Genomic DNA, 24,581 nt, shown 5'->3' with positions numbered 1-24,581 from the left:
ATTGCGTTTTTAGGAGCAAGCATGGCCCGTATTACTATTGAAGACTGCCTGAAGCAGATCCCCAACCGCTTTCAGCTGACCCTCGCCGCAACCTACCGCGCCCGGCAATTGCTGCAAGGCCACACTCCAAAGGTGGAAGCCAAGGACAAGCCTACCGTCGTCGCCCTGCGTGAAATCGCCACCGGCAAGGTTGGCATTGAACTGCTGAAGAAAGTCCCGAGCTGAGATTCATCCTCACCGCCTCCCGGGGTATTGCGGCAGGACAGACGCGGAAATCAAATTTCGCGACGCAGCGATATTTGGGGATGCAACGATTGCATGTGACTGATATCCTTCATCTATGAACCTGACCCCTGCAGATTCAAGCTTATCAGTCGCACCCCAAAGCCGGGCCAACGCAGAGCGTTCGCCCGCAAGGCATAACGACCCCGTATCCAAGCCCGAATCCGGCACCGCGCCGACGGCCGGGGTCGCTTCGGTAAGCCACCTGATCAACAAGGTGGCGGAATACCTGACCGCGTCCGAACTGAAGAAAGTCAAGGAAGCCTATCGCTTCTCGGATGAAATGCATCTCGGCCAGATCCGCAAGTCCGGCGAGCCCTATATCTCCCATCCGATCGCCGTCGCGGAAATCTGCGCCGACTGGAAGCTGGACGCGCAAGCCATCATGGCCGCCCTGCTGCACGATGTCATGGAAGATCAGGGGGTCAGGAAGGATGAACTGATCGAGCGCTTCGGCGCGCCGGTTGCCGCACTCGTCGACGGCCTGTCCAAGCTCGACAAGATCGAATTCCAGAGCCAGATCGAAGCCCAGGCGGAGAACTTCCGCAAGATGCTGCTGGCCATGGCGCGCGATGTACGCGTCATCCTCGTCAAGCTGGCCGACCGCTTGCACAACATGCGCACCCTCGGCGTCATGGTGCCCGAGAAGAAGCGCCGGATCGCCCGCGAAACGATGGAAGTGTATGTGCCCATCGCGCACCGCCTCGGCCTCAACAACATTTACCGAGAACTCCAGGATCTGGCGTTTTCCCATCTTTACCCGGTCCGTTACCGGACGCTGGCCAAGGCAGTCAAGGCGGCGCGCGGCAACCGGCGGGAAGTCGTCACCAAGATTCTCGACTCGGTCAAGAACACGCTCGCTGCGACCGGCATCCAGGCGCAGGTCTACGGACGCGAAAAAACCCTGTACGGCATCTACCGCAAGATGCGCAACAAGCACCTGTCATTCTCCCAGGTGCTCGACGTCTACGGCTTCCGCATCGTGGTCGACAGCTTCGCAAACTGCTATGTAGCGCTTGGCACCCTGCATGCGCTGTACAAGCCGATGCCGGGCAAGTTCAAGGATTACATCGCGATACCCAAGCTCAATGGCTATCAATCACTGCACACTACGCTGATCGGCCCGTATGGCACGCCTGTCGAATTCCAGATCCGCACGACGGAAATGCATCGCGTCGCCGAAGCCGGCGTTGCCGCTCACTGGCTGTACAAGGATGACGAGGCCAGCCTGACGGATCTGCAGCAGCGCACGCACGCATGGCTGCAGTCGCTGCTCGATATTCAGAAGCAGACGGGCGATTCGGCCGAATTCCTCGAGCATGTGAAGGTCGACCTGTTCCCTGATTCGGTCTATGTCTTCACTCCGAAATCCAAGATCATCGCCCTGCCCCGCGGCGCCACCGTTCTCGACTTCGCCTACACCATCCATACCGACATCGGCGACCAGGCCATCGCGGCCCGCGTCAATCACGAGCATGCGGCATTGCGGGCGGAGCTGCGCAACGGCGATATCGTCGAAATCGTCACTGCGCCGACTTCCCGCCCGAGTCCCAACTGGCTGACTTTCGTCCGGACCGGCAAGGCGCGCTCGGCAATCCGGCATCACCTCAGGACCATCAACCTGGCCGAATCGACCGAGCTCGGCAAGCGCCTGCTGGCGCAGGCCCTGAGCGCGATCGATATCGATCCGCTGCTGCCCGAAGCGCTGGTCGACAAGCTTCTTAACGAATCGAGCGCAAAATCGCTCGATGAGCTGTATGCCGACATCGGCGTCGGCAAGAGGATGGCAACACTCGTGGCGCGCCACATGCGTGGCCTGCTCGAAACCGACGCCGGTTCGCCGCTGCCGCCGCTGGCCAGCGACAGCAGGGCCGGAAAGCTCGATCCCGTCACGATTTACGGCAACGAAGGTACGGCGGTTCAACTGGCGCAATGCTGCCTGCCTATCCCCGGCGACGGCATCAGCGGCCAGCTCAAGCGGGATCAGGGCATTACCGTGCACAGCACCGACTGCGACGTCGCCAAGCGCCATCAGTCCAAGGAACCCGACCGCTGGATTGAACTGGTATGGGGCAACGAACTCAGCCGCCGTTTCGATTGCCGCATCAAGGTACTGGTCGACAATGAGAAAGGCGTGCTCGCCAGGGTTGCCGCCGAGATCGGCGAATCGGATGCGAATATCACCTATGTCGGCATGGACGACGACCGCGACCATCTGATGAAGCAGCTGCGTTTCACCATCCAGGTCGAAGACCGTATCCATCTGGCACGCCTGATGCGTAATGTACGCCGCATTCCCGGCGTCGCGCGCATCGTCCGCGAACGCAGCTGAGCCGCATCGCCGGCACCGGCGATCGACGCTTGCCGTTTGCCGTTTGCCGTTTGCCGGTGTTAAGGTCAGGTCGTGCCGGATGCGGCTCAGCCAGTATGAAGGGTCTTGTGCATGCGGCGCAGCCCCAGCCAGACGCCTGCGGCGACCAGCGGCACCAGTATGCCGGTAGCCAGTTCAGGATTGATCGGCATGCCCGCCACCTTCACCGCCTTGCCTGCATAACTGAACAGGCCAACCACGTAATAGGAAATGGCTGCGACCGACAGCCCCTCCACCGCTTGCTGCAGTCGAAGCTGCTGCGCGGCGCGGGCATTCATCGACTGCAGTATCTGCCGGTTCTGCCGCTCCTGCACAATGCCGACACGGGTGCGGAGCAAATCATTGGTATGCGCGATCCTCTCGGCAAGGGCTTCCTGGCGGCGCGCAATGGCCTGGCAGGTGTGCATGGCGGGAGTCAGGCGTCTGTCCATGAATTCGCCTATCGTCGGGCTGCCCTCTATGCGGCTTTCGCGCAATTCCTCGATACGCGCATGAACCAGGCTGAAATAGGCCTGTGAAGCGGAGAACCGGTAGCTGTTGTGCAGCGAGAGCTGCTCGATCCGGGCGGCAAGCCCGGTGATGGTTGTCAGCAAGCCTTGCTCGTCATCGGCAGTCGAGAGCTGATTCCCGTTCGAGCGGTCGGTCTCGACCATTGCCGAGGCCAGCGTCGCCAGTTCGCCTTCGATCGCATTGAGCATGGGAGTCGCCTGCTGGGCATGGGGCAAGCCCAGCAATGCCATCATGCGATATGTTTCAATTTCGAGCAGCCGTTGCACCAATCGTCCCGCCTGTTGCTCATGCAGGCCGACGTCGCGCACCACGAAGCGGCTGAAACCATCGGACTGGATCAGGAAATCGGTCCACACTTCCCCGCCCTGCAAGACCCGGCTGCCGACCAGCATGCTGCCTTCGAAGACGTGGTGCAGTCCGGACGCAAAGGTATCGGAGGGTCCCCGGGTATTGTCGAGCACCACATGCGCGGCCACCATGATGGTGCCCTGCAGGCTGGCCAGCCATTCCTGGGGAATATGCTTGACCGGAACATGCTCGAAAGCCTGCGCCAGCGGACGCGCTTCGGCATGCCGCTCGGCGAAGGTAAAGGTGGCGAACTCGGTATGGCACTCCCATTTGAGACGGAAGCGGCCGAAATCATGATAGAAGTATTTGGCTTCCGGCGCCGGCGCGCTGACGCCGAAATGCCTGCACAAGGCCGCAAGCGTCGCATGCTGCGAGCCGCCGATGGACAGTTCCGGATCGACAGGGTCGCGGGGGTAGACTGCCAGATGCGTCAGGCTTTCGGGCGCATCGAGGCGCAGGAAGGGTCTCGAGTGGATTTCGGCGGCAAGCGGAACCCGCATTGCATGATTCAGGCTGGAAAACAGGATAGGCATTCGCGTCGGGAGTTTTTATTCATTATTCAAAGCAGATCACGCAGCAATTTCCATACCGGAACATCGGGATAGGGAATTGGGCGGCAGGCGCCGGAACTCGACGCCTTGAGAGACGCTTGCCGGCTTGTGGCCGCCAAGCTGAAAGGAAGGCTCAGGGTGCGGGATAGGTTACCGACAGGATGGTCAGTTCGTCAACGCCTGCGGGCGTCATGAGCGTGACCGAATCACCCTCGCGCGCCTTGGTGAGCGCACGGGCGACGGGTGAAATCCAGCTGATCTTGCCGTTGAGCGGATCCAGTTCGTCGATGCCGACGATGGTCACGGTGTGCTCGTCGCCGGCCTGATTCTCATAGGTCACGGTCGCGCCGAAGAAAACCTGGTCGCTGCCGTGGTGCACGCTGGGATCGACGACTTCGGCAAGATCGAGGCGCTTGGTGAGAAAGCGGATGCGCCGGTCGATTTCGCGCAAGCGGCGCTTGCCGTAGATGTAGTCACCGTTTTCCGACCGGTCGCCGTTGGACGCCGCCCACGACACTACGCGCACGACTTCGGGGCGATCCACATCGATCAGGCGCAGCAACTCCTCCTTCATGCGGCGATGGCCATCGGGCGTCATGTAATTTTTCGATCCTGCCGGAATGGCAGGCAACGACGCCTCAAGGTCGTCATCGTCGCCTTCGGATTCCTTCACGAATGCCTTGTTCATAATCTCCAGTAAGTCACTTCGTAAGCACAACACTTGTCACCGGTGGCCGGAATAGCACGACCAATCCTCGGATGATGCAAACTCATCGCTCCATTCGAACGCCCGCAGCTCAAGCCGATACAGCTCTTCCGCGCTCAAGCCGAGCTTGCGCAGCAACTGCGCCGGAACCGGCCCGCTATCCCTGACGCGCTCGAGACACTCCGCCAGCTTGAGCATGTCGCCATACAAGCCGCTGCGCTCGAGCAAGGCATCCCGCACCGTACAGGCTACCGGAAGCTGATCGAGGATGTCTTCCATCGGCATGCCGAACAGGGCATCCATCAGGGACATGATACCCACAGTGTAAGCCGTGCAGGCCGCCGCATCGTCCTGCGGCCGGATACGTTCGGCGATCAGCTCCAGCAGGCGCCCCCTGGTTGTCGCCATCATCAGCAGCGGCGAGGTATGGCCCGGTACCTGGCTGGGCTCCGCACACAACAGGATCTGCAGCCAGCGGCGCAACTGATCGCGGCCTACCGCCGACATTGCGTCTTTCACCGATTCGATGCGATGCCCCTCCTTTCCAAGGGGCAGAACGTTGACCAGCCGCAGCAAGCTTTCGCCCAGCGATGCATCCTGCCTGAGCCTCCCCTCAATATCGGTCATGTCGGCATGCTCTGCAAACCGGCTCATCAATTCCATGACCGCCAACTGCGAGGTAGACAATTTCTTTCCTGTCAGGACAGTGGGCCGCGCAAAATAATGACCCTGAAAATAATCAGTTCCGAGGGCCATGCATCGTTCGAATTGCTCGACGGTTTCCACCTTCTCGGCGAGCAGTTTCTTGCCAGCTGCCTTGAATACGCGTACGCGTTCCCGGAGTTCCTCGCCCGACAGTTGCGGCAGATCGAGCTTGATGATTTCGGCATGCGGCAGAAAACGGTTCACATTGCCGTTCATGCTTGCCACATCATCCAGCGCAAAGCGATAACCCTTGCCGGCAAGATAGGCGACGCGCTCGACCACTTCGTCACTGGCTTCCACCGTCTCCAGGATTTCCAGCACCACCTTCTCCGGCGGTAGAAAGTGGAGAAAGTCGCTCATGAGCGCCGTGCCGTCCACATTGATAAAGCCGGGGAAATTGCCGATGACGTTGTTCAACCCGAGCTCGGAGGCATGCAGGATCACCGATGCGGTCGCCGATACGTTGTCGACCACATTAGCCATGTCGGTGTCGGCATCGCGAAACAGCAATTCATACGCATACAGCTTCTTGTTGCGGTCGAGAATCGGTTGGCGTCCTAGAAAGAAATTGCGGAAACTCTGGATAGAAGCATTGTTTATCGCAGAAACGTACCCGGTAAGTTTTGCCATGAGTGCAATCTTTGGTTGCTGATATTGTTGGTCCACGCGCGGCGAGCCCGGCCTTCACAGCGGCCCCGAACTTTTCATCAACCGCATGCAAACATCAGGCCTGCCCGTACCTGCACCCATCCTCCACGATCGGCATTACTCCCGCTCGGCTCTCGGGCGTCTTCCGCTTCCCGCCGATGTTGTCGGCGTGCCGCTCTCCACGACAAAACCCGCGCCCGCATCGGTCCCCAGTGTCTTGACGAGGTAGGGCATGATGTCCCGCAGCATCGGCTCCAGCGTCCAGGGCGGGTTCAGGATGAACATGCCGCTGCTGTACAGGCCGATGCCGTCCGGCAGAGGCGCGCTGATGGACAGGGTTACATTCAGCCAGTTCTGGCAAGGCAGCCGCTTGAGCTTGTCCGGAAACTGGCGCGCCTCCATGCGCTGCAGCACCGGATACCAGACCGCGTAGGTACCGGTGGCAAAGCGGGCGAGCGCATCGGTCAGGGTATCCTTGACGCGGCGGTAATCGTCCTTTACTTCATAGGGTGGATCGATCAGTACCAACCCGCGCCTCGAAGGCGGCGGCAGCAAGGCCTTCAGGCCGCTGAAGCCGTCGGCCTGCTGGATCATGACACGCTTGCCGCGCACATTGCTGCGCTGTCCCTGTTCTGCGGCATGGGCGGCGACCTTGCGGAAATTTTCGCCAAGAATCTTGTAGTCGCTCGGATGGAGTTCAAACAGGCGAATGCGGTCCTGCTCGCGGGCGACCTTGTCCGCGCAATACGGCGACCCCGGGTAATAGCGCATCTTGCCGCTCGGGTTCATGTCCCTGACCAGCTTGACATAGTCGGCCACCGGCTCGGGCGTGTCATTGCGCTCCCAAAGACGGCTGATGCCGGTTTCATATTCGGTGCTCTTGGCTGCGTATCCCGTATCGAGCGCATAGGCGCCTGCGCCGGCATGCGTGTCGATGTACATGTAAGCGGTATCCTTCTGGCCGAAATAACGCAGCAGTTGGATGAGAACGATGTGCTTGAGCACATCGGCATGGTTGCCCGCATGAAAGGCGTGGCGATAGCTCAGCATGGTGTTTCCCGGAAGTCAGATTTGAAGGGTGCACATTTTAGCAGCAGGCACTCATGTCACCGCGCCCGCATGCGCGAACGATGGCACAAGGTTCAGCCCGCCTCGCCGTGCGCATGGTGGCAGATGCAGTCGCTTCCCGCAGCCGCGTTCTCGAGATTCTGCAGAATGCCGCATTGCCGGGCGCTCATGTGGGTGCGGCAGGTATTGCGCAGGGCTTGCAATTGCTTCTGCAGTCTCTGCAGGGACTGTATCTGCAGCTCGGTTTCCTGCACATGCCGGTCCAGCAGCGCATCGATTTCATCGCAGGCCAGGTCGGGGCGGCCCTGAAAATGCTGAAGCTTGCGGATATCGTCCAGCGACATGCCGAGGGAACGGCAATGCCGGATGAACAACAGGCGCTCGGCATCGCCGTCGCCATACTGCCGATAGTTGCCCTCGCTGCGCGGCGGCATGGGCAGCAGGCCCTCCTTTTCGTAATAACGAATGGTCTCGACTTCCGAGCCGGTCCGTTTCGCCAGTTCACCGATTTTCATGAGCCTCTCCAGTTCTCGCTTGACTCTATAGTAGCTACAGGGTCTGTAATAGGCAAACCGTACCGGATCGTATTATTGGAGGTTTACCATGTCTGCTCATTGCTGCGCCCATAATCCTGCTCCACCGCCCGGACGCGATCCGCGCTACCGCCGTGTGCTCTGGATCGCGTTGCTGGTCAATGCCGCCATGTTCGGCGTCGAATTCCTGGGCGGCATGCGGACCGGCTCGACTTCGTTGCTGGCGGACGCGCTCGATTTCTTCGGCGATGCCGCCAATTACGGCGTATCGCTGCTGGTGCTGTCCATGGCACTGGCCTGGCGCAGCCGTGCTGCGTTGCTGAAGGGTTTGTCCATGGGAGCGTTCGGCTGCTTCGTCCTGGCGCGAACCGCATGGAGCATCGCCGAAGGGACGCCGCCCGAACCGGCGACAATGGGCGCGATCGGCTTCCTCGCCCTGCTGGCGAACCTGGGGGTCGCCGCCCTGCTCTACGCATATCGAAGCGGCGACGCCAACATGCGGTCCGTCTGGCTATGCACGCGCAACGATGCCATCGGCAATGCGGCGGTGATGCTGGCAGCCGCCGGCGTCTTCGGCACGGGCAGCGGCTGGCCGGACTGGTCGGTGGCGATACTGATGAGCCTGCTGGCCCTGAGCGCGGCATTCACCGTCGGTCGCAGCGCCCTTGCGGAACTCGGGTTCCGCCATGACAATAAGCCCAAGCATGCCGACTCGGCATCCCATGAACATTCGGCACCGCATTCGCATGCCGGTCACCGCCATTGATGTTTCCTGTCCAATGACAAGGCTGCTCCGCCAAGATGAACCTCGAATTGTTCGACGACTTTGATACCGCTCCCGTCACGTCCGAGTTGCTGTGTGACGGGGCGATGGTGCTGCGCCGCTTTGCGCTTCAGGATGGCAAGGATCTGCTCGCGGCAGTGGACGCCATCGCGCAACACGCCGCCTTTCGGCGCATGGAGACGCCCGGCGGCTTGCGCATGTCGGTTGCGATGACCGGATGCGGTGCTTACGGCTGGATCAGCGACCGCAGCGGATACCGCTATGACAGCGTCGACCCCTTGACCGGCCTGGCCTGGCCGCGCATGCCGCACCTGTTTCTTGAACTCGCGCGCCGTGCCGCCGCGCAGGCGGGATTCGACGGATTCGAACCGGATGCCTGCCTGATCAATCGCTACGAAGCCGGCGCCAGGCTGTCGCTGCATCAGGACAAGGATGAGCGCAGCTTCGATCATCCCATCGTTTCGTTATCGCTCGGCATGCCTGCCGTTTTCCTGTTCGGCGGATTGCAGCGGGCTGACCGCGCCATGCGCATACCGCTGATGCATGGCGATGCGGTCGTCTGGGGCGGTCCTGCTCGATTGCGTTATCACGGCGTGCTGCCCGTGAAGGCAAGTCCGCATCCGCTGGCCGGTGACTGCCGCATCAATCTCACGTTCCGCAAAGTGACATAAACCGCATTCTTGCGTTGGAATGCAAAAACAATCGCCACAATAAAAAACTGGCCGCGCATGGAAACCATGCACAGCCAGCAAAAACAACAACGCTATTGGTCGATCCGGTGTTACCCGAAACTGCGGGACCGTTCAAGTCGAAGGCCCCGCGCATTCATCAATGGAACTGCTCTTCTTCGGTCGATCCGGTCAGTGCCTTGACGGAGGATGTGCCGCCCTGGATCACGGTAGTGACTTCGTCGAAGTAGCCCGCGCCCACTTCCTGCTGGTGAGACACGAAGGTGTAACCCTTGTCGCGTGCTGCGAATTCCGGCTCCTGCACCATGTTCACATAGTGCTTCATGCCTTCGCCGCGTGCATAGGCATGGGCGAACTGGAAGGTGTTGAACCAGTTGATGTGGATGCCGGCCAGCGTGATGAACTGATATTTGTAGCCCAGTTCGGACAGCTTTTCCTGGAAGTCGGCGATCGTCTTGTCGTCGAGGTTCTTCTTCCAGTTGAAGGACGGCGAGCAGTTGTAGGACAGCAGCTTGCCCGGGCACTTGGCATGGACAGCCTGCGCGAATTCGCGGGCAAAGCCGAGGTCGGGCGTACCGGTTTCGCACCAGACCAGGTCCGCCACCGGCGCATATGCCACGCCGCGGCTGATAGCCTGCTCCAGGCCGTTCTTGACGCGATAGAAGCCTTCGCTAGTGCGCTCGCCTGTCAGGAAAGGCTTGTCGTTGGCGTCGTGATCGGAAGTGATCAGGTTGGCCGCTTCGGCATCGGTACGTGCCAGCACGATGGTCGGCACGCCCATGACGTCAGCCGCGAAACGCGCTGCGGTCAGCTTCTCGACAGCTTCGGTTGTCGGCACCAGCACCTTGCCACCCATGTGGCCGCACTTCTTCACCGCTGCCAGCTGATCTTCGAAGTGCACGCCTGCCGCGCCGGCGGAGATCATGTTCTTCATCAGTTCGAAAGCGTTCAGCACGCCGCCGAAACCGGCTTCCGCATCCGCAACGATGGGCAGGAAGAAGTCGACATAGTTTTCATCGCCCGGGTTGATGCCGCGTGCCCACTGGATCTCGTCGGCGCGCTTGAATGTGTTGTTGATGCGACGGACCATGGTCGGAACCGAGTCATAGGCATACAGCGACTGGTCGGGGTACATGGTTTCGGAGGTATTGCCGTCGGCGGCGACCTGCCAGCCGGACAGATAGACGGCTTCCAGGCCTGCCTTGGCCTGCTGCATAGCCTGGCCGGCGGAGATGGCGCCGAAGGCATTCACGTAGCCTTTCTTCGCGCCGCCGTTGACCTTTGCCCACAGCTTTTCAGCACCTTCTTTTGCCAGCGTGTATTCGATCTGCTTGGAACCGCGCAGACGCACGACATCTTCCGCAGTATAGTTGCGTGTGACGCCTTTCCAGCGCGGGTTCTCTGCCCAATCTTTTTCCAGTGCCTGAATTTGCTGTTCGCGAGATGCCATGGTGATTCTCCTGTGGTGAAGCGGGTCAAAAGAAAAGTGAAGCTCGATGGACAAATAATAGGCCTTATTTTGCGAGGCAACAAGGTCTTATATAAGACATATAAGTAATTTTTTATCCTTTATTTTCAATTACTTAAATTTCGTATTTCGCGATGCGCAATCATTTTTCTTAAAATGAAACCTGGGATGGTGCTTCGCACAGACAGTATTTCATAATGCGGAATACGATTTTTGGTATATGAAAAAAGGCGATGAAAAGGACACTTTGGTCGGCTTCAACCATGACATTTGTTATCAATGGATGTCCGGCGGGCAGGACGGCCCCATTCGCTGGCATGACCAGCGACAACAAGAGAAAAAGAGAAAAAGCGTACCCCTCGCATGTAGCGGGAACGCTATTGATACTGAAGAATAAGCAAGGAAGGATAAATGGCAGGCGGGTTCGCTCCGCGCCTGCCGGAAAGCGGGCATCTTAGAGCGGTTTTACCCTGACCTGCCTGCCGATCCCGGACAGATTGCCCGTGGCACTGCGTTGCGACTCCTTGCCATGGCCTGGCCATGCATTGTTCCAGCGACAATCTGCCTCGGCCTCGACCAGCCGGTCAGGGCGAAAACGCACTAGTCGATCTTCACGGCCGATACCAGGACCCCGTCGGCGTCGGCATAGATCCAGTCACCAGGGTGGATGGCGACACCGCCGATGCTCACACGCAGATCGCGATCGCCTGCACCCTTGCGCACGCTGCGCTGGGGATGTGTCCCAAGGGCCCTGACCCCGATATTGCAGGTATTGATTTCTTCCGAATCGCGGATGCAGCCATTGACGATGATGCCCGCCCACCCGTTCTTTTCGGCCAGCACGCCGAGATTGCCGCCCACCAGTGCGCAGCGCAGGCTGCCGCCTCCGTCAACCACCAGCACATGGCCGTTGCCCGGCGTCTCCAGCGCTGCACGGACCAGCACGTTGTCCTCGAACACTTTCAAAGTTGTCGCCGGTCCGGAAAATACCAGCTGCGCACCGTACTTCTGAAAGATCGGCGGCAGCACGGCCAATGTGCCGGCAGCAATCTTGTCTTCGTTGGCATCGCAGATATCACATGTCGCAAATGTCATAGTCTCTCCTGTCTTGAACGATTCAATGCAGGATTGTATGCGACGACCGCATGCGGCATGCCTGGAAAGCCTTGCTCCTGATCAGACCTTGCGACGGCGTCAAGATCAATCAGGCAACGGCGCCGGCCTTGACCGTCTTGCTTGCGGTATTGGTGCCCACGCCGATCGCCGTCAGCAATGCCATGCACTGGAACACGCCGATACCGATGAACACCCACGCCGGATGCGATCCATCCATCAAGGCGCCAAACAGCAGGGGCGACACCGCCAGGCCGATATCGATGCCGGAATACACGACACCATAAACGCGGCCGGTGGCGTTCTTGGGCGCCGCGGCGCGGATCAGCAAGTCGCGCGATGGCCCCGCGATGCCGGAACCAAAACCCACCGCCGCCATCAGCACCACTGAAGCCAGCGGCGATACGATGCCGCTGGCAATCAGGAACGCGAACAACCCTGATGCCGCAAAACCCATGGCAATCGTCCTTTCATGCCGGGTGGTTTTCGTCGCAAGGAAGCCGCCCCATATCATGCCGGCCGCCGAAGCCAGCATGTAGGCGGTATAGGCAGCGGTCGCCATCGCCAGCGATACGCCATAGAGTTCACGCAGGCTGGAAGCGGAGAAGCTTTGCACGCCGCCGATCGCCAGGGCAGTGATCAGAAAGAAGGCAAAGCACATCCATATCGCGGGAATGCGCATGAAGGCCAAGGCATGAGAATGATTCGATGCCGACGCCCCGGCGCTTGCGGCACGCTTGCCGGAGCTGCGCGCATCCTGTTTGTTCAGCATGTTCTGCGTGTCCTGTTCAGTTGCAAGCGTTTCCCGGAAGATGAACAGCAGCGCGAGAACCGCAAAGGCAATGCCCGCGGCAGCAAGTAGCGCCATGCGCCAGCCGAACAGGCCGGCCAGCGGCACGAGAATAACCGGCGCCGCCGCCCAGCCGAGATTTCCCGTTACGCCATGGACGGAAAAGGCGTGTCCAAGCCGGGCCGGAGAAACACGCTGATTCAACAAGGTGAAGCAGGCGGGATGGAAGACGCTGTTGCCAAGCCCGGCGAGCATCGAACCGAGCATCAGCACGGCGTAATTCGGTGAACTGGCCAGCACCAGCGCCGAAACGCCGAGGCAGGCCACGCCGAAGAACAGCACCGAGCGGGCTCCGACGCGATCGACCACGAAACCCGATGCCGCCTGGCCGGCGCCGGAAACCACGAAGAAAGCGGTCATCAGCAAGCCGAGCTCAGCGTACGACAGTCCGAATGCATCCTTAATCCATGGAAACAGCGGCGCAAGGATCAGATGAAAGAAATGCGAGACTCCGTGGGCAAGGCCTTCGAGGCCAATGACCTGCGCATCTTGGCGCAAATCCGGATGTGTGCTTGCTTGCGGCATGGGTTTCTCTTCATGGGGAATGGGAATAGACCCAAGTGTAGGCAAAAGCGCCGCGTCTGCTTTAAGATAGCCAGACAAGTTTTATCGATTTCCTGCCAACCGCGTTTCGCGCCCTCCCGGAGAAGACAATGCCCGTCCAGCCCATCACCCATACGCGCGTCGATCTTCCCGGCAGGGCGCCAAGTCCGGAGCGCCCGGTGCGCATGATGGCACGCGACCTCGATGTCGCGGAAATCCTCGCGGTGCATTGCCATGTCTGGGGCCAGGTGACCTACGCGATCGAAGGAGTGCTTCGGGTGACTGCCGAGAACAATACCTGGATCGTCCCGCCGCAGCGCGCCATCTGGATTCCGCCCCTGCTGCGCCACGAGGTCACCACTCTCGAAAAGACCCGCCTGCGTGCGCTTTACGTACATGCGGACTCCGCGCCGTTCCGCGGCACGCAGTGCGAAGTGCTTGAAGTGTCGCCGCTGCTGCGCGAACTGGTCGTCGCGCTGGGCCAGGCGGAAGAAGCCAGCGTGCGCGAGCAACTGCTGTCGGCCTTGCTGCTCGATGAGCTTTCGGGACTCGCAACCTTGCCGATCCGTGTCGCCCTGCCGTCGGACAAGCGGCTCAAGGCGCTCTGCGAAAACGTGATTGCCGACCCCGCTTCTCCGCTGACGCTGGAGGAATGGGCGGAACAGGTCGGCGCTTCGGCACGCACGCTTGCGCGACTGTTCGAACGGGAACTGGATACCAGCTTCCGGGAATGGCGCCAGCAGGTGCGCCTGGCTCATGCGGCGCCGCTGATTGCGCGCGGCATGCCGCTGTCCCAGGTCGCGGCGGAGCTCGGCTATGCCAGCCAGTCGGCATTCACGGCGATGTTCAGGAAGACCTTCGGACAACCACCAAGCGTATTCTTTGCCCGCAAGGATTCCTGAGCGAAACCACGACTCCAGCAGCAATAAAAAACCCGGAAGCCGTCGCCGGCACCCGGGTTATTGTTCAGGCGCTGAACCGTGGATCAGACGACGCCGGCTTTCTCGAAAGCCAGTTCGCTGCCCTTGACGCCAACCGAGATCACGTCCTTCGGACCGAATCTGCCTTCGAGGATGAGCTTGGACAACGGGTTCTCGAGTTCCTGCTGGATAGCCCGCTTCAGTGGACGCGCGCCATACACCGGATCGAAACCGGCCTCGGCAATCTTTTGCAAGGCGGCCTCCGCCACCTGCAAGCCGATATCCAGCTTCGCCAGACGCTTCTCCAGCACTTGCAGCTGGATGCGCGCGATCGAACCGATGTTCTTCTCGTCGAGCGCATGGAACACCACCAGCTCGTCGATGCGGTTGACGAACTCGGGCCGGAAATGGGTTTTCACTTCGGCCATCACCGCCAGCTTCACCAGCGCCGGATCGCTGTCTTCCATCGACTGGATCTTGTGCGAGCCCAGGTTCGAGGTCATCACGATCACCGTATTCTTGAAGTCCACGGTACGGCCCTGGCCATCGGTCATGCGGCCGTCGTCGAGCACCTGCAGCAGCACGTTGAAGACGTCGGCATGGGCCTTCTCGATCTCGTCGAGCAGGATCACGCTGTACGGCTTGCGGCGCACCGCTTCGGTCAGGTAGCCGCCCTCTTCATAGCCGACATATCCCGGCGGCGCGCCGATCAGGCGTGCAACCGAATGCTTTTCCATGAACTCGCTCATGTCGATGCGGATCAGCGCTTCCTCGGTATCGAACAGGAAGGAAGCCAGCGCCTTGCACAGCTCGGTCTTGCCAACGCCCGTCGGACCAAGGAACATGAAGGAGCCGTAAGGCCGGTTCGGATCGGACAGGCCGGCGCGCGAACGGCGGATCGCATCGGATACCGCGACGATGGCTTCATGCTGGCCGACCACGCGCTTGTGCAGTTCCTCCTCCATCTGCAGCAGCTTGTCGCGTTCGCCCTGCATCATCTTGGAGACCGGAATACCGGTGGCACGCGAGACCACTTCGGCGATTTCCTCGGCGCCGACCTGGGTGCGCAGCAGCTTGCGTTCCGGTTTCTTCTCTTCGCCGTTGTCGGCCTGCTTGAGCTGGGCTTCCAGCTGCGGCAGGCGGCCGTACTGCAATTCGGACATCTTCTGCCAGTCGCCCTTGCGCTTGGCTTCTTCCATCTGCAGACGCACCTTCTCGATTTCTTCCTTGATCTGCTGGCTGCCGTGCACCGCCGACTTTTCCGCCTTCCAGACTTCTTCCAGGTCCGCATACTCGCGTTCGAGCTTGAGGATCTCTTCTTCGATCAGGCCGAGTCGCTTCTGCGAAGCCTCGTCGCTTTCCTTGCGCACCGCTTCGCGCTCGATCTTCAGCTGGATCAGGCGGCGGTCGAGCTTGTCCATCACCTCGGGCTTGGAATCGATCTCGATCTTGATCTTGGAAGCGGCTTCGTCGATCAGGTCGATTGCCTTGTCGGGCAGGAAGCGATCGGTGATGTAGCGATGCGACAGCTCCGCCGCGGCGACGATCGCCGGGTCGGTGATGTCGACGCCATGGTGCACCTCGTACTTTTCCTGCAGGCCGCGCAGGATAGCGATGGTCGCTTCCACGCTCGGCTCGTCGACCAGGATCTTCTGGAAGCGGCGCTCGAGCGCGGCATCCTTCTCGATGTACTTGCGGTATTCGTCGAGCGTGGTGGCGCCGACGCAATGCAGCTCGCCGCGCGCCAGCGCAGGCTTGAGCATGTTGCCCGCATCGATCGCGCCTTCGGCCTTGCCGGCGCCGACCATGGTGTGGAGTTCGTCGATGAAGACGATGGTCTGGCCTTCATCCTGCGCGATTTCCTTGAGCACGGCCTTCAGGCGCTCTTCGAATTCGCCACGGTATTTCGCGCCGGCGAGCAAGGCAGCCATGTCGAGCGACAACACCCGCTTGGACTTCAGGCTGTCGGGCACTTCGCCGTTGACGATGCGCTGGGCCAGTCCTTCGACGATGGCGGTCTTGCCGACGCCGGGCTCGCCGATCAGCACCGGATTGTTCTTCGAGCGGCGCTGCAGCACCTGGATCGCGCGACGGATTTCATCGTCGCGGCCGATCACCGGATCGAGCTTGCCGGCGCGGGCGCGCTCGGTCAGGTCAAGCGTATATTTTTTCAGGGCTTCGCGCTGCCCTTCGGCATCGGCCGAATTGACATTGCCGCCGCCGCGCACCGCGGTGATGGCGGCTTCCAGCGCCTTGCGGGTCAGACCGTTGTCGCGCGCAATGCGACCGGCATCGGACTTGTCTTCCGTCAGTGCCAGCAGCAGCATTTCGCTGGCGATGAACTGGTCGCCGCGTTTCTGCGCTTCCTTGTCGGCAAGGTTGAGCAATGCCACCGATTCGCGGCCGATCTGGACTTCGCCGCCATTGCCGGATACCTTGGGCAGGCGCTCCAGCGCGGTTTTCAGGCCGGAAGTCACGCCGTTGACATTGACGCCGGCGCGCTGCAGCAGCGAGCGGGCGCCGCCGTCGTCCTGGTTGATCAGGGCGTTCAGGATGTGCACTGGCTCAATGTATTGGTTATCATTGCCGACCGCCTGGCTTTGGGCGTCGGACAGCGCTTCTTGCAATTTTGTTGTCAGTTTGTCGAGACGCATGGGAGTGTTCTCCGTGAAAATTCAATCTGCCAACAAAGTAGGGACGACAAACCACATTTCAAGAAAGGATGTTTGAGCTCGCTTGCATCGAGCTCCCGGCATCATGGAACTGCATCAACTTCAAGTCAGTTATCAGGCCGAGGAAGACCGGCTGCTTTTCCGCGCCTCGTTCAAGGCAGAAGACGGCATGCTGCAGGAATTGCGCGCCTGGATCACTCGCCGCCTGCTCAAGGCCTTGTGGCCGGCCATCCGGCAGGTGCTGGAAACGCAGGTCAGGCTGGACAAGCCGCAGGCCGCGCATGCCAGCGCCGACATCGTCGGCATGGAGCATCATGCATCCGTCAAGCACATCCACGACACCGGCAATTTCGCTGCGCGCTACGAAAACGAGATCAGCCACTTTCCGCTGGGCGAAGCCCCCCTCCTGATTACCTCGGTCAATTTCACCCAGGATGCCGATCAGCCGGTCCGGATCAAGCTTGCACCGGATGGCGACGACGGCTTCGAACTGTCGTTCATTCCAGTGGCGCTGCATGGATTCTGCTCCCTGCTCATGGAAGCGGCGAAGACGGCGGAATGGGATATTGCACTGGAAATGCCCGGCACCCTCGGCGCAATGGACGCATCCGGAGGTTCGCGGCTGCTTAACTAGAGCGGTTTTACCCTGACCTGCCTGCCGATCCCGGACAGATAGCCGCCGGCACTGCGTTGTGACTCCTTGCCATGGCTTGGCTATGTCGCGTCGTCACGCCTTGTTCCAGCGGCAATCTGACTCGGCCTCGACTAGACCGGTCAGGGCGAAAACGCTCTAGCCGGCAAGGGCGCGATAAGTGCCGAAACCGGCGATGCAGCAGGCAACCGATCCGATCAAATGCAGCGCCGAATGCCCTAATGCCCAGGCATAGTCGCCGCGCTGCAGCAAGGCCATCGATTCGGCGGAAAACGTGGAAAACGTGGTCAGTCCGCCGAGAAAGCCGGTGACCGCGAACAAGCGCCATTCGGGTGAAAGAGCGGGATGGTTTGCAAAAAAGCCGACGGCGAGTCCGATCAGGTAGCCGCCGCCAAGGTTGGCGACCAGCGTTCCCAGGGGCAAGGCGGCCACCGCGCCGTTCAGCCGGAGCGCCAGCCCCCAGCGCAGCCACGCGCCGATCGCGGCACCCAAACCGACGGCGAGCCAGCTCATGCCGCGGGGCCTGCGTTATCGGAAGCAACGCCCCATTTTGCGAGAGCCTTGTCGTCGGTGACCCGGGCATCCACCCAGCGTGCGCCATTCGGCGTCTGTTCCTTTTTCCAGAACGGCGCCTGGGTCTTGAGGAAATCCATGATGAATTCACAGGCGGCGAATGATTCGCCGCGATGCCTGGAAGTCACCGCCACCAGTACGATCTGGTCCAGCGGCTTGAGCGGGCCGACACGGTGAATGACCAGCGCATCGATGATGTTCCAGCGGCTCCTGGCCTGGGCGACGATGTCTTCCAGCGCCTTTTCAGTCATGCCAGGATAATGCTCCAGTTCCATCTCGCTGACGCCGGCTCCGTCGTTGATGTCTCGTACGGTACCGATGAAAGTCGCCACCGCGCCGACCTGGGGCTGGCCGGCACGCAGCTTGGCGATTTCCGTGCTGAGGTCGAAATCCTCGGTCTGGACTCGGATCGGCATGATGCGCTAGCCGCCTGTGACAGGAGGAAAGAACGCCACTTCGCAGCCTTCGCTGATCGGCGTGGCGGCATCCGTCATCTGCTGGTCGCACGCCATGCGCAACGCCCTGCCTTCAGCGAGCGCTTCCGCCCAGGCGCCGCCGCGGCTGCGCAGGTAGGCGCGCACATCGCCGACAGTACGCACCTCGACCGGAAGCGATACCGATTCCTGGCCGGTTCCCACGGCTTCCCTGACGCTGGCGAAGAAACGAAGCTGGATCTGCATGGCTTGAGTTTAATGGAGCAATTCGTTGAAGGGAATGAAACGCACGGTATCGCCCGGCGCAATCGTCTGCCCGGGCGGATTGTCGATGATGCCGTCGCCCCAGACGGTCGACGTCAGCACCGCCGAACTCTGGTTCGGGAACAGGTCGAGGCCGCCGGTGGCATTGATGCGCGCGCGCAGGAACTCATTCCTGCGATCGGCCTTGGTCCAGGCGAAATCGGCGCGCATCGCATAGGACTTCGGGGTAACGGAAGCGACTCCCTGCAGCCGCAAGATGAACGGCCTGACGAACAGCATGAAGGTGATGAAGCTCGATACCGGATTGCCCGGCAGGCCGAGGAAATAGGCGGTGCCGCCGGGGCGGTTGACCTCTCCGAAGGCGAGCGGCTTGCCCGGCTTGATGGCGATCTGCCACATGTTCAGGCGCCCTTCCGCCTCGACCGCCGGCTTGATGTGATCTTCCTCGCCGACCGACACGCCGCCGGACGTGATGATCAGGTCATGCCCGCCCGCTGCCTGGCGCAGGGTATCGCGCGTGGCCTCGAGCGTATCGGGCACGATACCGAAGTCGGTGAATTCGCAGCCGAGGTTTTCCAGCAGGCCGCGCAGGGTGAAACGGTTGGAGTTGTAGATGGCGCCCGGTTTCAGCGGCTCGCCCGGCATCGCCAGTTCATCGCCGGTGAAGAAGACGGCGACGCGCGGCTTGCGCAACACCGGCAGCGTCGCCAGTCCGACCGAAGCGGCGAGGCCCAGCTCCTGCGCGCGCAGGCGGGTACCCGCTTCAAGGATGACACTGCCGGCACGGATATCTTCGCCGGTGCGGCGTATCCATTCCCCCGGCTGCGGCGCATGCCTGACGGTCACCCTGCCGGAAGCCGGATCGACTTCGCATTGCTCCTGCATGACGACCGCATCGGCACCTGCGGGAATCATCGCGCCGGTGAAGATGCGCGCGATCGTTCCCGCCTGCAGCGCCTCGCCGACCACGCCGGCCGGAATGCGCTGCGACACGCTAAAGCTTGCCGCCCCGCCTGCGCACTCGGCGGAACGCACCGCGTAGCCATCCATCTGGGTATTGTCCATCGGCGGCACGTTGATCGTCGAACTCTGCGCCGTCGCGAGTATGCGGCCGTTCGCTTCCAGCGTGGAAACGGTCTCCGACTCCGCGATAGTCCGCGCGGCGGAGAGCAGGAAATCGAGCGCCTCGGCGGCGCTCAACATGGCTTTCTTTTCAGTCATGTGCGGTCAAGGTTGACGTTACGCAGTTACGCAGTTGCACGGCAGGCATTGGCCGGGGATCACAGGCCGGTATGCCTGGCGATGAATGCCTTCATCTTCTCCACATCCGAACCCATTACCTCATAACGCTGGGGCAATGCCTCGATGTTTTCGAAACCGGCCGGACGCTCGGCATCCCGGCCCAGCGCTTCGCGGATTGTCTCATTGAACTTGGCCGGCAACGCTGTCTCCAGCACGATCATGGGTATGCCCGGCTTCAGATACTCGCGCGCCACCTTGATGCCGTCGGCGGTATGGGTATCGACAGTCACGCCGTACTTCGCCTGCACGTCGCGGATGGTCGCCACGCGATCGGCATGCACCGATTTGCCGGAAACGAAACCGTAGGCACCGGCCTTCGCGAACTCGTCGCCATCGCTGCCCGGCTTGCCCGACAAATCGAAGCCGCCATGGGAATCGACCCGCTTGAACAATGCACGCACCCGTTCGGCGTCGCGGCCCAGCAGGTCGAAGATGAAGCGCTCGAAGTTGGACGCCTTGCTGATGTCCATGCTTGGGCTGGTCGTATGATAGGTTTCGGACGCCTTGCGCACCCGGTAGACGCCGGTGCGGAAGAATTCGTCGAGCACGTCGTTCTCGTTGGTGGCCGCGACCAGGGTATCGATCGGCACGCCCATCATGCGCGCAATATGTCCGGCGCAGATATTGCCGAAATTGCCGGAAGGGACGGTAAACGAAACTTTCTGGTCGTTGCTGGTCGTCGCGCTCAGGTAGCCGCGGATGTAGTAGACCACCTGCGCCACGACGCGCGCCCAGTTGATGGAGTTGACCGTGCCGATCTTCTGGCGGGCCTTGAATTCGAGGTCGTTGGAGACGGCCTTGACCATGTCCTGGCAGTCGTCGAACACGCCTTCGACGGCAATGTTGAAGATGTTGGGGTCCTGCAGGCTGAACATCTGCGCGGTCTGGAACGCGCTCATCTTCTTGTGCGGCGACAGCATGAATACGCGGATGCCCTTCTTGCCGCGCATTGCGTATTCTGCCGCGCTGCCGGTGTCGCCGGATGTCGCGCCGAAAATGTTGAGCTCGGCATTCTGCTTCGCCAGCGCATATTCGAACAGGTTGCCCAGCAACTGCATCGCCATGTCCTTGAAGGCCAGCGTCGGGCCGTTGGACAGCGCCTGCAATACCAGCTTGCGGCCGTCCTTGTCTTCCAGCGTGCGCAGCGGCGTGATCTGCGCGGCGTCCTCGCCTTCGCGGACATTGCGGTAGACGTCGGCGGTATAGGTCTTGTGGGCCAGCGCCTTGAGGTCGGCTTCCGGAATGTCGGTCGCGAACTTTTTCAGCACTTCGAATGCGAGGTCGGCATAGGACAGTTTGCGCCAGGCATCGAGTTCGGCGCCGCTGACCCTGGGATATTCGACGGGCAGGTAGAGGCCGCCGTCAGGGGCAAGGCCGCCGAGGAGGATCTGGGAGAAAGACTGGGCCGGCGATTGGCCGCGAGTGGAGACGTATTGCATAAGCTATTGAAAGATTGGTAATCGGGACGTGCTGCACTGAATTGCCGTTCGTCCGCCATTATAACTGCCGTCCCCTCCCCAGTCGCCCGCGTTTCGCACCGCGGGCAGCGCACTCATGCCGCGTGGTGCAATTCCCTTGCCGGAGGCACATGCAAAAGCATGTCCGTGACCAGTTCGCGCAGGCCGATCCGGGCTTTCCAGCCCCAGTCGGCCCGCGCATAGGTATCGTCCAGGCTGTGCGGCCACGTGTCGGCAATGGCCTGGCGGTGGTCGGGCTGATAACGGAGTTCGAATTCCGGCAACTGGCGGCGGATTTCCTCCGCCAGCTCGCGGGGCGAAAAGCTCAGTCCGGCAACATTGTAGGCGGAGCGCACCCGGATCTGTTCCGCGGGCGCATCCATCAATTCGATGGTAGCCCGGATGGCATCCGGCATGTAGATCATCGGCAGCGTGGTTTCCGGGCCGAGATAGCAGGAATAGCACTCCCCGCGCTTGGCGGCATGAAAGATGGCGATCGCGTAATCGGTGGTGCCGCCGCCGGGCGGCGACTTGTGGCTGATGATGCCCGGGTAACGGATGCTGCGCACATCGACGCCGAACTTGCTGAAATAATATTCGCAAAGGCGCTCGCCGGCCTGCTTGCTGATGCCGTAGATCGTGGTCGGATCCATGACCGCGAGCTGCGGCGTGTCGACCGCCGGCGTGTGCGGACCGAAGGCGGCGATCGACGACGGCCAGAAAACCTTCAGCGGCTTGCCGGCAGCGGTGCGCTCGCGCGCCAGTTCAAGGATGTTCAGCAGGCCGTTCATGTTCAGCGTCCAGGCCTTGAGCGGCGCCTGTTCGCCGGTCACGGAAAGCAGCGCCGCCAGCTGGTACACCTGGGTGATCCGGTGGGTTTCCACTGCCTGCGCAAGCCGCGCGGCATCGAGCACATCCAGCGTCTCGTAACGTGTGGCGCCGAACAGGCTGGCGGGACCGATATCGGCCGCAATCACATTGTCTTCCCCATGCTGCGAGACAAGCGCCTCCACCAGTTCACTGCCGATTTGCCCGTTGGCGCCGATGACCAGAATTCTTTCCATTGCCCTGCTCCTCGATTCCTTAATTGTTCAACAGTCCAAGTTCCTGCCCGGCCTGGCGGAAGGCGGCCAGCGCCTTGTCGAGCTGTTCGCGGGTATGCGCCGCCGACAGCTGGACCCGCACCCTTGCCTGCCCCATCGGCACCACCGGGTAGAAGAAGCCAGTGACGAGCACGCCAAGCTCATACAGCCGCTGGGCGAATTTCTGCGCCAGCGGCGCATCGAACAGCATCACCGGCACCACCGGATGCGTGCCCGGCTTGATGGTGAAGCCGCTTTCGCTGATGGCGGCGCGGAAATAGGCGGTATTGGCATGCAGGCGATCACGCAGTTCGGTGGACGCGGACAGGCGCCCGAGCACCTCGAGCGACGCGCCGGCGATGGCCGGAGCCAGCGAATTCGAAAACAGATAAGGCCGGGATTTCTGGCGCAAGGTCTGGATCACTTCCCTGCGTCCCGAGGTAAAGCCGCCCATGGCGCCGCCGAGCGCCTTGCCCAGCGTCCCGGTGATGATGTCGATGCGCCCCATCACGCCGTGATGTTCATGCGTCCCGCGCCCGGTCTTGCCCATGAAGCCCGAAGCATGGCACTCGTCGATCATGACCAGCGCGCCGTAGCGGTCGGCAAGGTCGCAAATCCTGTCGAGCTGGGCGATGGTGCCGTCCATGGAGAAAACGCCGTCGGTGACGATGACCTTGTGGCGCTTTCCGGCAGCCGCCTGCAGTTGGGCTTCGAGGTCGGCCATGTCGTTATGCTGGTAACGGTAGCGGGCCGCCTTGCACAGGCGTATGCCGTCGATGATGGAGGCGTGGTTGAGCGCGTCGGAAATGATGGCATCCTGCTCATCGAACAGGGGTTCGAACACGCCGCCGTTGGCATCGAAAGCCGCCGCGTACAGGATCGTGTCCTCGGTGCCGAGAAAATCCGACAAGGCATGCTCCAGTTCCTTGTGCACTGTCTGCGTGCCGCAGATGAAGCGGACCGAAGACAGGCCGTAGCCGTATTTCTCGGTGGCCTCGACGGCGGCGCGTACCATGGCTTCGTCGCCCGACAGGCCAAGGTAGTTGTTTGCACAGAGATTGATCAGCTTGCGGCCGTCGTCGCAGACCACTTCGGCGCCCTGCCTTGAAGCAATGACGCGCTCCGGCTTGTAGAGCCCCTGTTCGCGCAAGCCGTCGAGCCCGTTCGCAAGCTGCTCGTAGAATGCTTTCCGTTGCATATCCGAAGCCATCACTCCTCCATCCAGTGTTAATAGCGAGCATGCAAATTCATTGCCTCGGCTTGCCGGCTATCTGTTAGGATCATGTTCAATAAACCGAATCATATTCGATATAAAGAACTCATGTTCAATATATTGAATATTATCTACCTCCTTCACACTTTGCAATACATCCAATGAAAAATGTCGGTACTCCCGGTACGCCGCCTGAAGTTGGCGCCATGCTGCAAAAACTGCGGCTGAAAAGAGGTTTGACCCTGGACGACTTGTCTCGTGCCGCCGGCGTTTCGAAATCAATGCTGTCGCAGATTGAGCGTGAAAAAGCCAACCCGACCATTGCCGTTGCATGGCGCCTGGCGAATGCTTTGAATGTCGGCATCGGTGAATTGCTGTCAACCGATTCCGACGCACCGGAAGCCGTGCACGTGCTGGAACCGCATGAAATGCCTACTCTTCCCGGCCACCATTCCGGTTATGTGCTGCGCATCCTGGGGCCGATGGATCTGGCGGGGAAATTTGAATGGTATGAACTGACCTTGGCCCCGCAGGGCATGCTCAAGTCGAACCCGCATGATCCCGGCACCATGGAGCATCTGACGTTGATCACCGGCAGCGTGGAAGTGGAAGTGGATGGAACCTCGAGGATGCTCAAGACGGGGGGAACCGCCCGTTATGCCGCCGACCGGCCGCATGCCATCCGCAATTGCGGAGAAGAGGAAGCCAAGGCGATGCTCGTGGTGATACACCGCTGAATTGCAAAAGTCCGTCCATGACGCGGACGCAAGAAAGCCGGCCAATACAAAGAAAAAGCGCCCGAAAACGGGCGCTTTCTTTCATCACTGCCGCGCAGGAAGCGGA

General features: G+C 61.0%; 24 protein-coding genes. 8 read left to right on the top strand and 16 right to left on the bottom strand.

From position 1 onward, the window contains the following. Positions 1 to 21: 21 nt before the first annotated feature. Both rpoZ and FH061_RS24015 read left to right on the top strand, forming a co-directional pair. Positions 22 to 225 (top strand): DNA-directed RNA polymerase subunit omega, encoded by a 204-nt coding sequence (gene rpoZ / locus FH061_RS24020; protein ID WP_151638369.1) that lies wholly within the window; start codon positions 22 to 24, stop codon positions 223 to 225. Between the two features lie 115 nt (positions 226 to 340). Then, positions 341 to 2,614, top strand: coding sequence for a RelA/SpoT family protein (locus FH061_RS24015; RefSeq protein ID WP_151638368.1), 2,274 nt, complete (start codon positions 341 to 343; stop codon positions 2,612 to 2,614). Between the two features lie 86 nt (positions 2,615 to 2,700). On the opposite strand, the gene FH061_RS24010 is transcribed toward FH061_RS24015, so the two are convergent. The 5 genes from FH061_RS24010 to cadR form a co-directional block, all read right to left on the bottom strand. Then, a complete protein-coding gene (locus FH061_RS24010) occupies positions 2,701 to 4,044 on the bottom strand; it encodes a DUF3422 family protein (protein WP_151638367.1) in 1,344 nt (447 codons plus the stop codon). Positions 4,045 to 4,195: 151 nt separating this feature from the next. Next, positions 4,196 to 4,750: a transcription elongation factor GreB gene (gene greB / locus FH061_RS24005; RefSeq protein ID WP_151638366.1), complete on the bottom strand. Its 555-nt coding sequence runs from the start codon at positions 4,748 to 4,750 to the stop codon at positions 4,196 to 4,198. 36 nt (positions 4,751 to 4,786) lie between these two features. Further along, positions 4,787 to 6,103, bottom strand: coding sequence for an EAL and HDOD domain-containing protein (locus FH061_RS24000; RefSeq protein WP_151638365.1), 1,317 nt, complete (start codon positions 6,101 to 6,103; stop codon positions 4,787 to 4,789). 135 nt (positions 6,104 to 6,238) lie between these two features. Further along, positions 6,239 to 7,171: a 23S rRNA (adenine(2030)-N(6))-methyltransferase RlmJ gene (locus FH061_RS23995; protein ID WP_151638364.1), complete on the bottom strand. Its 933-nt coding sequence runs from the start codon at positions 7,169 to 7,171 to the stop codon at positions 6,239 to 6,241. Between the two features lie 92 nt (positions 7,172 to 7,263). Further along, entirely contained in the window at positions 7,264 to 7,704 is a 441-nt protein-coding gene (gene cadR / locus FH061_RS23990) for a Cd(II)/Pb(II)-responsive transcriptional regulator (protein ID WP_151638363.1), read from the bottom strand. Positions 7,705 to 7,792: 88 nt separating this feature from the next. Here cadR and FH061_RS23985 point away from each other — a divergent pair, with 88 nt between their 5' ends. Continuing rightward, positions 7,793 to 8,488, top strand: coding sequence for a cation transporter (locus FH061_RS23985; RefSeq protein WP_151638362.1), 696 nt, complete (start codon positions 7,793 to 7,795; stop codon positions 8,486 to 8,488). Positions 8,489 to 8,523: 35 nt separating this feature from the next. Further along, on the top strand, positions 8,524 to 9,177 hold the full coding sequence (alkB, locus tag FH061_RS23980; RefSeq protein ID WP_151638361.1) for a DNA oxidative demethylase AlkB: 654 nt from the start codon (positions 8,524 to 8,526) through the stop codon (positions 9,175 to 9,177). Between the two features lie 157 nt (positions 9,178 to 9,334). On the opposite strand, the gene aceA is transcribed toward alkB, so the two are convergent. Next, positions 9,335 to 10,645 carry an isocitrate lyase gene (aceA, locus tag FH061_RS23975; RefSeq protein ID WP_151638360.1) on the bottom strand — a complete coding sequence of 437 codons (1,311 nt, stop codon included), beginning with the start codon at positions 10,643 to 10,645 and terminating at the stop codon, positions 9,335 to 9,337. A gap of 238 nt (positions 10,646 to 10,883) precedes the next feature. Here aceA and FH061_RS30670 point away from each other — a divergent pair, with 238 nt between their 5' ends. Further along, positions 10,884 to 11,060: a hypothetical protein gene (locus FH061_RS30670; RefSeq protein ID WP_192805226.1), complete on the top strand. Its 177-nt coding sequence runs from the start codon at positions 10,884 to 10,886 to the stop codon at positions 11,058 to 11,060. Between the two features lie 203 nt (positions 11,061 to 11,263). Here FH061_RS30670 and rraA read toward each other — a convergent pair whose 3' ends face one another. Together rraA and FH061_RS23965 are read right to left on the bottom strand one after the other, a co-directional pair. After that, positions 11,264 to 11,758: a ribonuclease E activity regulator RraA gene (rraA, locus tag FH061_RS23970; RefSeq protein WP_151638359.1), complete on the bottom strand. Its 495-nt coding sequence runs from the start codon at positions 11,756 to 11,758 to the stop codon at positions 11,264 to 11,266. Positions 11,759 to 11,867: 109 nt separating this feature from the next. Further along, positions 11,868 to 13,151 carry an MFS transporter gene (locus tag FH061_RS23965; protein WP_151638358.1) on the bottom strand — a complete coding sequence of 428 codons (1,284 nt, stop codon included), beginning with the start codon at positions 13,149 to 13,151 and terminating at the stop codon, positions 11,868 to 11,870. A gap of 128 nt (positions 13,152 to 13,279) precedes the next feature. Here FH061_RS23965 and FH061_RS23960 point away from each other — a divergent pair, with 128 nt between their 5' ends. Next, complete coding sequence (locus FH061_RS23960; RefSeq protein WP_151638357.1) at positions 13,280 to 14,071, top strand: AraC family transcriptional regulator; 792 nt, start codon at positions 13,280 to 13,282, stop codon at positions 14,069 to 14,071. A gap of 83 nt (positions 14,072 to 14,154) precedes the next feature. On the opposite strand, the gene clpB is transcribed toward FH061_RS23960, so the two are convergent. Beyond that, positions 14,155 to 16,743, bottom strand: coding sequence for an ATP-dependent chaperone ClpB (gene clpB, locus FH061_RS23955; RefSeq protein WP_151638356.1), 2,589 nt, complete (start codon positions 16,741 to 16,743; stop codon positions 14,155 to 14,157). Positions 16,744 to 16,846: 103 nt separating this feature from the next. Here clpB and FH061_RS23950 point away from each other — a divergent pair, with 103 nt between their 5' ends. Continuing rightward, the gene (locus tag FH061_RS23950; protein WP_151638355.1) at positions 16,847 to 17,395 is read left to right on the top strand and encodes a hypothetical protein; all 549 of its coding nucleotides are present in this window, start codon (positions 16,847 to 16,849) and stop codon (positions 17,393 to 17,395) included. Positions 17,396 to 17,551: 156 nt separating this feature from the next. Here the strand turns inward: FH061_RS23950 and crcB are convergent, their stop codons facing one another. From crcB to kbl, 7 genes are all read right to left on the bottom strand, one after another. Continuing rightward, positions 17,552 to 17,926, bottom strand: coding sequence for a fluoride efflux transporter CrcB (gene crcB / locus FH061_RS23945; protein WP_151638354.1), 375 nt, complete (start codon positions 17,924 to 17,926; stop codon positions 17,552 to 17,554). Continuing rightward, positions 17,923 to 18,402, bottom strand: a complete 480-nt coding sequence (gene moaE, locus FH061_RS23940) for a molybdopterin synthase catalytic subunit MoaE (protein WP_151638353.1) — start codon at positions 18,400 to 18,402, stop codon at positions 17,923 to 17,925. Before moaE ends, crcB begins: the two co-directional genes overlap by 4 nt. Before the next feature lie 6 nt (positions 18,403 to 18,408). Beyond that, positions 18,409 to 18,666: a molybdopterin converting factor subunit 1 gene (gene moaD / locus FH061_RS23935; RefSeq protein WP_151638352.1), complete on the bottom strand. Its 258-nt coding sequence runs from the start codon at positions 18,664 to 18,666 to the stop codon at positions 18,409 to 18,411. A 9-nt stretch (positions 18,667 to 18,675) separates the two neighbouring features. After that, a complete protein-coding gene (locus FH061_RS23930) occupies positions 18,676 to 19,905 on the bottom strand; it encodes a molybdopterin molybdotransferase MoeA (RefSeq protein WP_151638351.1) in 1,230 nt (409 codons plus the stop codon). Positions 19,906 to 19,964: 59 nt separating this feature from the next. Beyond that, positions 19,965 to 21,425, bottom strand: a complete 1,461-nt coding sequence (thrC, locus tag FH061_RS23925; RefSeq protein WP_151638350.1) for a threonine synthase — start codon at positions 21,423 to 21,425, stop codon at positions 19,965 to 19,967. A 113-nt stretch (positions 21,426 to 21,538) separates the two neighbouring features. Continuing rightward, positions 21,539 to 22,507, bottom strand: a complete 969-nt coding sequence (locus FH061_RS23920; RefSeq protein ID WP_151638349.1) for an NAD-dependent epimerase/dehydratase family protein — start codon at positions 22,505 to 22,507, stop codon at positions 21,539 to 21,541. Between the two features lie 19 nt (positions 22,508 to 22,526). Continuing rightward, the gene (kbl, locus tag FH061_RS23915) at positions 22,527 to 23,723 is read right to left on the bottom strand and encodes a glycine C-acetyltransferase (protein ID WP_151638348.1); all 1,197 of its coding nucleotides are present in this window, start codon (positions 23,721 to 23,723) and stop codon (positions 22,527 to 22,529) included. Between the two features lie 176 nt (positions 23,724 to 23,899). Between kbl and FH061_RS23910 the strand changes: the two genes are divergently transcribed. Continuing rightward, positions 23,900 to 24,475, top strand: coding sequence for a helix-turn-helix domain-containing protein (locus FH061_RS23910; protein ID WP_151638347.1), 576 nt, complete (start codon positions 23,900 to 23,902; stop codon positions 24,473 to 24,475). Positions 24,476 to 24,581 lie beyond the last annotated feature (106 nt).

The organism is Noviherbaspirillum aerium, from assembly GCF_008929045.1.
GTDB lineage: Bacteria > Pseudomonadota > Gammaproteobacteria > Burkholderiales > Burkholderiaceae_D > Noviherbaspirillum > Noviherbaspirillum aerium.
This window is presented reverse-complemented; position numbering and strand designations above follow the sequence as displayed.

Excerpts from the sequence above, each read along its gene's own strand:
- rpoZ (WP_151638369.1), top strand. The coding sequence starts at position 22 with ATGGCCCGTATTACTATTGAAGACTGCCTGAAGCAGATCCCCAACCGC.
- FH061_RS24015 (WP_151638368.1), top strand. The coding sequence starts at position 341 with ATGAACCTGACCCCTGCAGATTCAAGCTTATCAGTCGCACCCCAAAGC.
- FH061_RS24010 (WP_151638367.1), bottom strand. The coding sequence starts at position 4,044 with ATGCCTATCCTGTTTTCCAGCCTGAATCATGCAATGCGGGTTCCGCTT.
- greB (WP_151638366.1), bottom strand. The coding sequence starts at position 4,750 with ATGAACAAGGCATTCGTGAAGGAATCCGAAGGCGACGATGACGACCTT.
- FH061_RS24000 (WP_151638365.1), bottom strand. The coding sequence starts at position 6,103 with ATGGCAAAACTTACCGGGTACGTTTCTGCGATAAACAATGCTTCTATC.
- FH061_RS23995 (WP_151638364.1), bottom strand. The coding sequence starts at position 7,171 with ATGCTGAGCTATCGCCACGCCTTTCATGCGGGCAACCATGCCGATGTG.
- cadR (WP_151638363.1), bottom strand. The coding sequence starts at position 7,704 with ATGAAAATCGGTGAACTGGCGAAACGGACCGGCTCGGAAGTCGAGACC.
- FH061_RS23985 (WP_151638362.1), top strand. The coding sequence starts at position 7,793 with ATGTCTGCTCATTGCTGCGCCCATAATCCTGCTCCACCGCCCGGACGC.
- alkB (WP_151638361.1), top strand. The coding sequence starts at position 8,524 with ATGAACCTCGAATTGTTCGACGACTTTGATACCGCTCCCGTCACGTCC.
- aceA (WP_151638360.1), bottom strand. The coding sequence starts at position 10,645 with ATGGCATCTCGCGAACAGCAAATTCAGGCACTGGAAAAAGATTGGGCA.
- FH061_RS30670 (WP_192805226.1), top strand. The coding sequence starts at position 10,884 with ATGAAAAAAGGCGATGAAAAGGACACTTTGGTCGGCTTCAACCATGAC.
- rraA (WP_151638359.1), bottom strand. The coding sequence starts at position 11,758 with ATGACATTTGCGACATGTGATATCTGCGATGCCAACGAAGACAAGATT.
- FH061_RS23965 (WP_151638358.1), bottom strand. The coding sequence starts at position 13,151 with ATGCCGCAAGCAAGCACACATCCGGATTTGCGCCAAGATGCGCAGGTC.
- FH061_RS23960 (WP_151638357.1), top strand. The coding sequence starts at position 13,280 with ATGCCCGTCCAGCCCATCACCCATACGCGCGTCGATCTTCCCGGCAGG.
- clpB (WP_151638356.1), bottom strand. The coding sequence starts at position 16,743 with ATGCGTCTCGACAAACTGACAACAAAATTGCAAGAAGCGCTGTCCGAC.
- FH061_RS23950 (WP_151638355.1), top strand. The coding sequence starts at position 16,847 with ATGGAACTGCATCAACTTCAAGTCAGTTATCAGGCCGAGGAAGACCGG.
- crcB (WP_151638354.1), bottom strand. The coding sequence starts at position 17,926 with ATGAGCTGGCTCGCCGTCGGTTTGGGTGCCGCGATCGGCGCGTGGCTG.
- moaE (WP_151638353.1), bottom strand. The coding sequence starts at position 18,402 with ATGCCGATCCGAGTCCAGACCGAGGATTTCGACCTCAGCACGGAAATC.
- moaD (WP_151638352.1), bottom strand. The coding sequence starts at position 18,666 with ATGCAGATCCAGCTTCGTTTCTTCGCCAGCGTCAGGGAAGCCGTGGGA.
- FH061_RS23930 (WP_151638351.1), bottom strand. The coding sequence starts at position 19,905 with ATGACTGAAAAGAAAGCCATGTTGAGCGCCGCCGAGGCGCTCGATTTC.
- thrC (WP_151638350.1), bottom strand. The coding sequence starts at position 21,425 with ATGCAATACGTCTCCACTCGCGGCCAATCGCCGGCCCAGTCTTTCTCC.
- FH061_RS23920 (WP_151638349.1), bottom strand. The coding sequence starts at position 22,507 with ATGGAAAGAATTCTGGTCATCGGCGCCAACGGGCAAATCGGCAGTGAA.
- kbl (WP_151638348.1), bottom strand. The coding sequence starts at position 23,723 with ATGCAACGGAAAGCATTCTACGAGCAGCTTGCGAACGGGCTCGACGGC.
- FH061_RS23910 (WP_151638347.1), top strand. The coding sequence starts at position 23,900 with ATGAAAAATGTCGGTACTCCCGGTACGCCGCCTGAAGTTGGCGCCATG.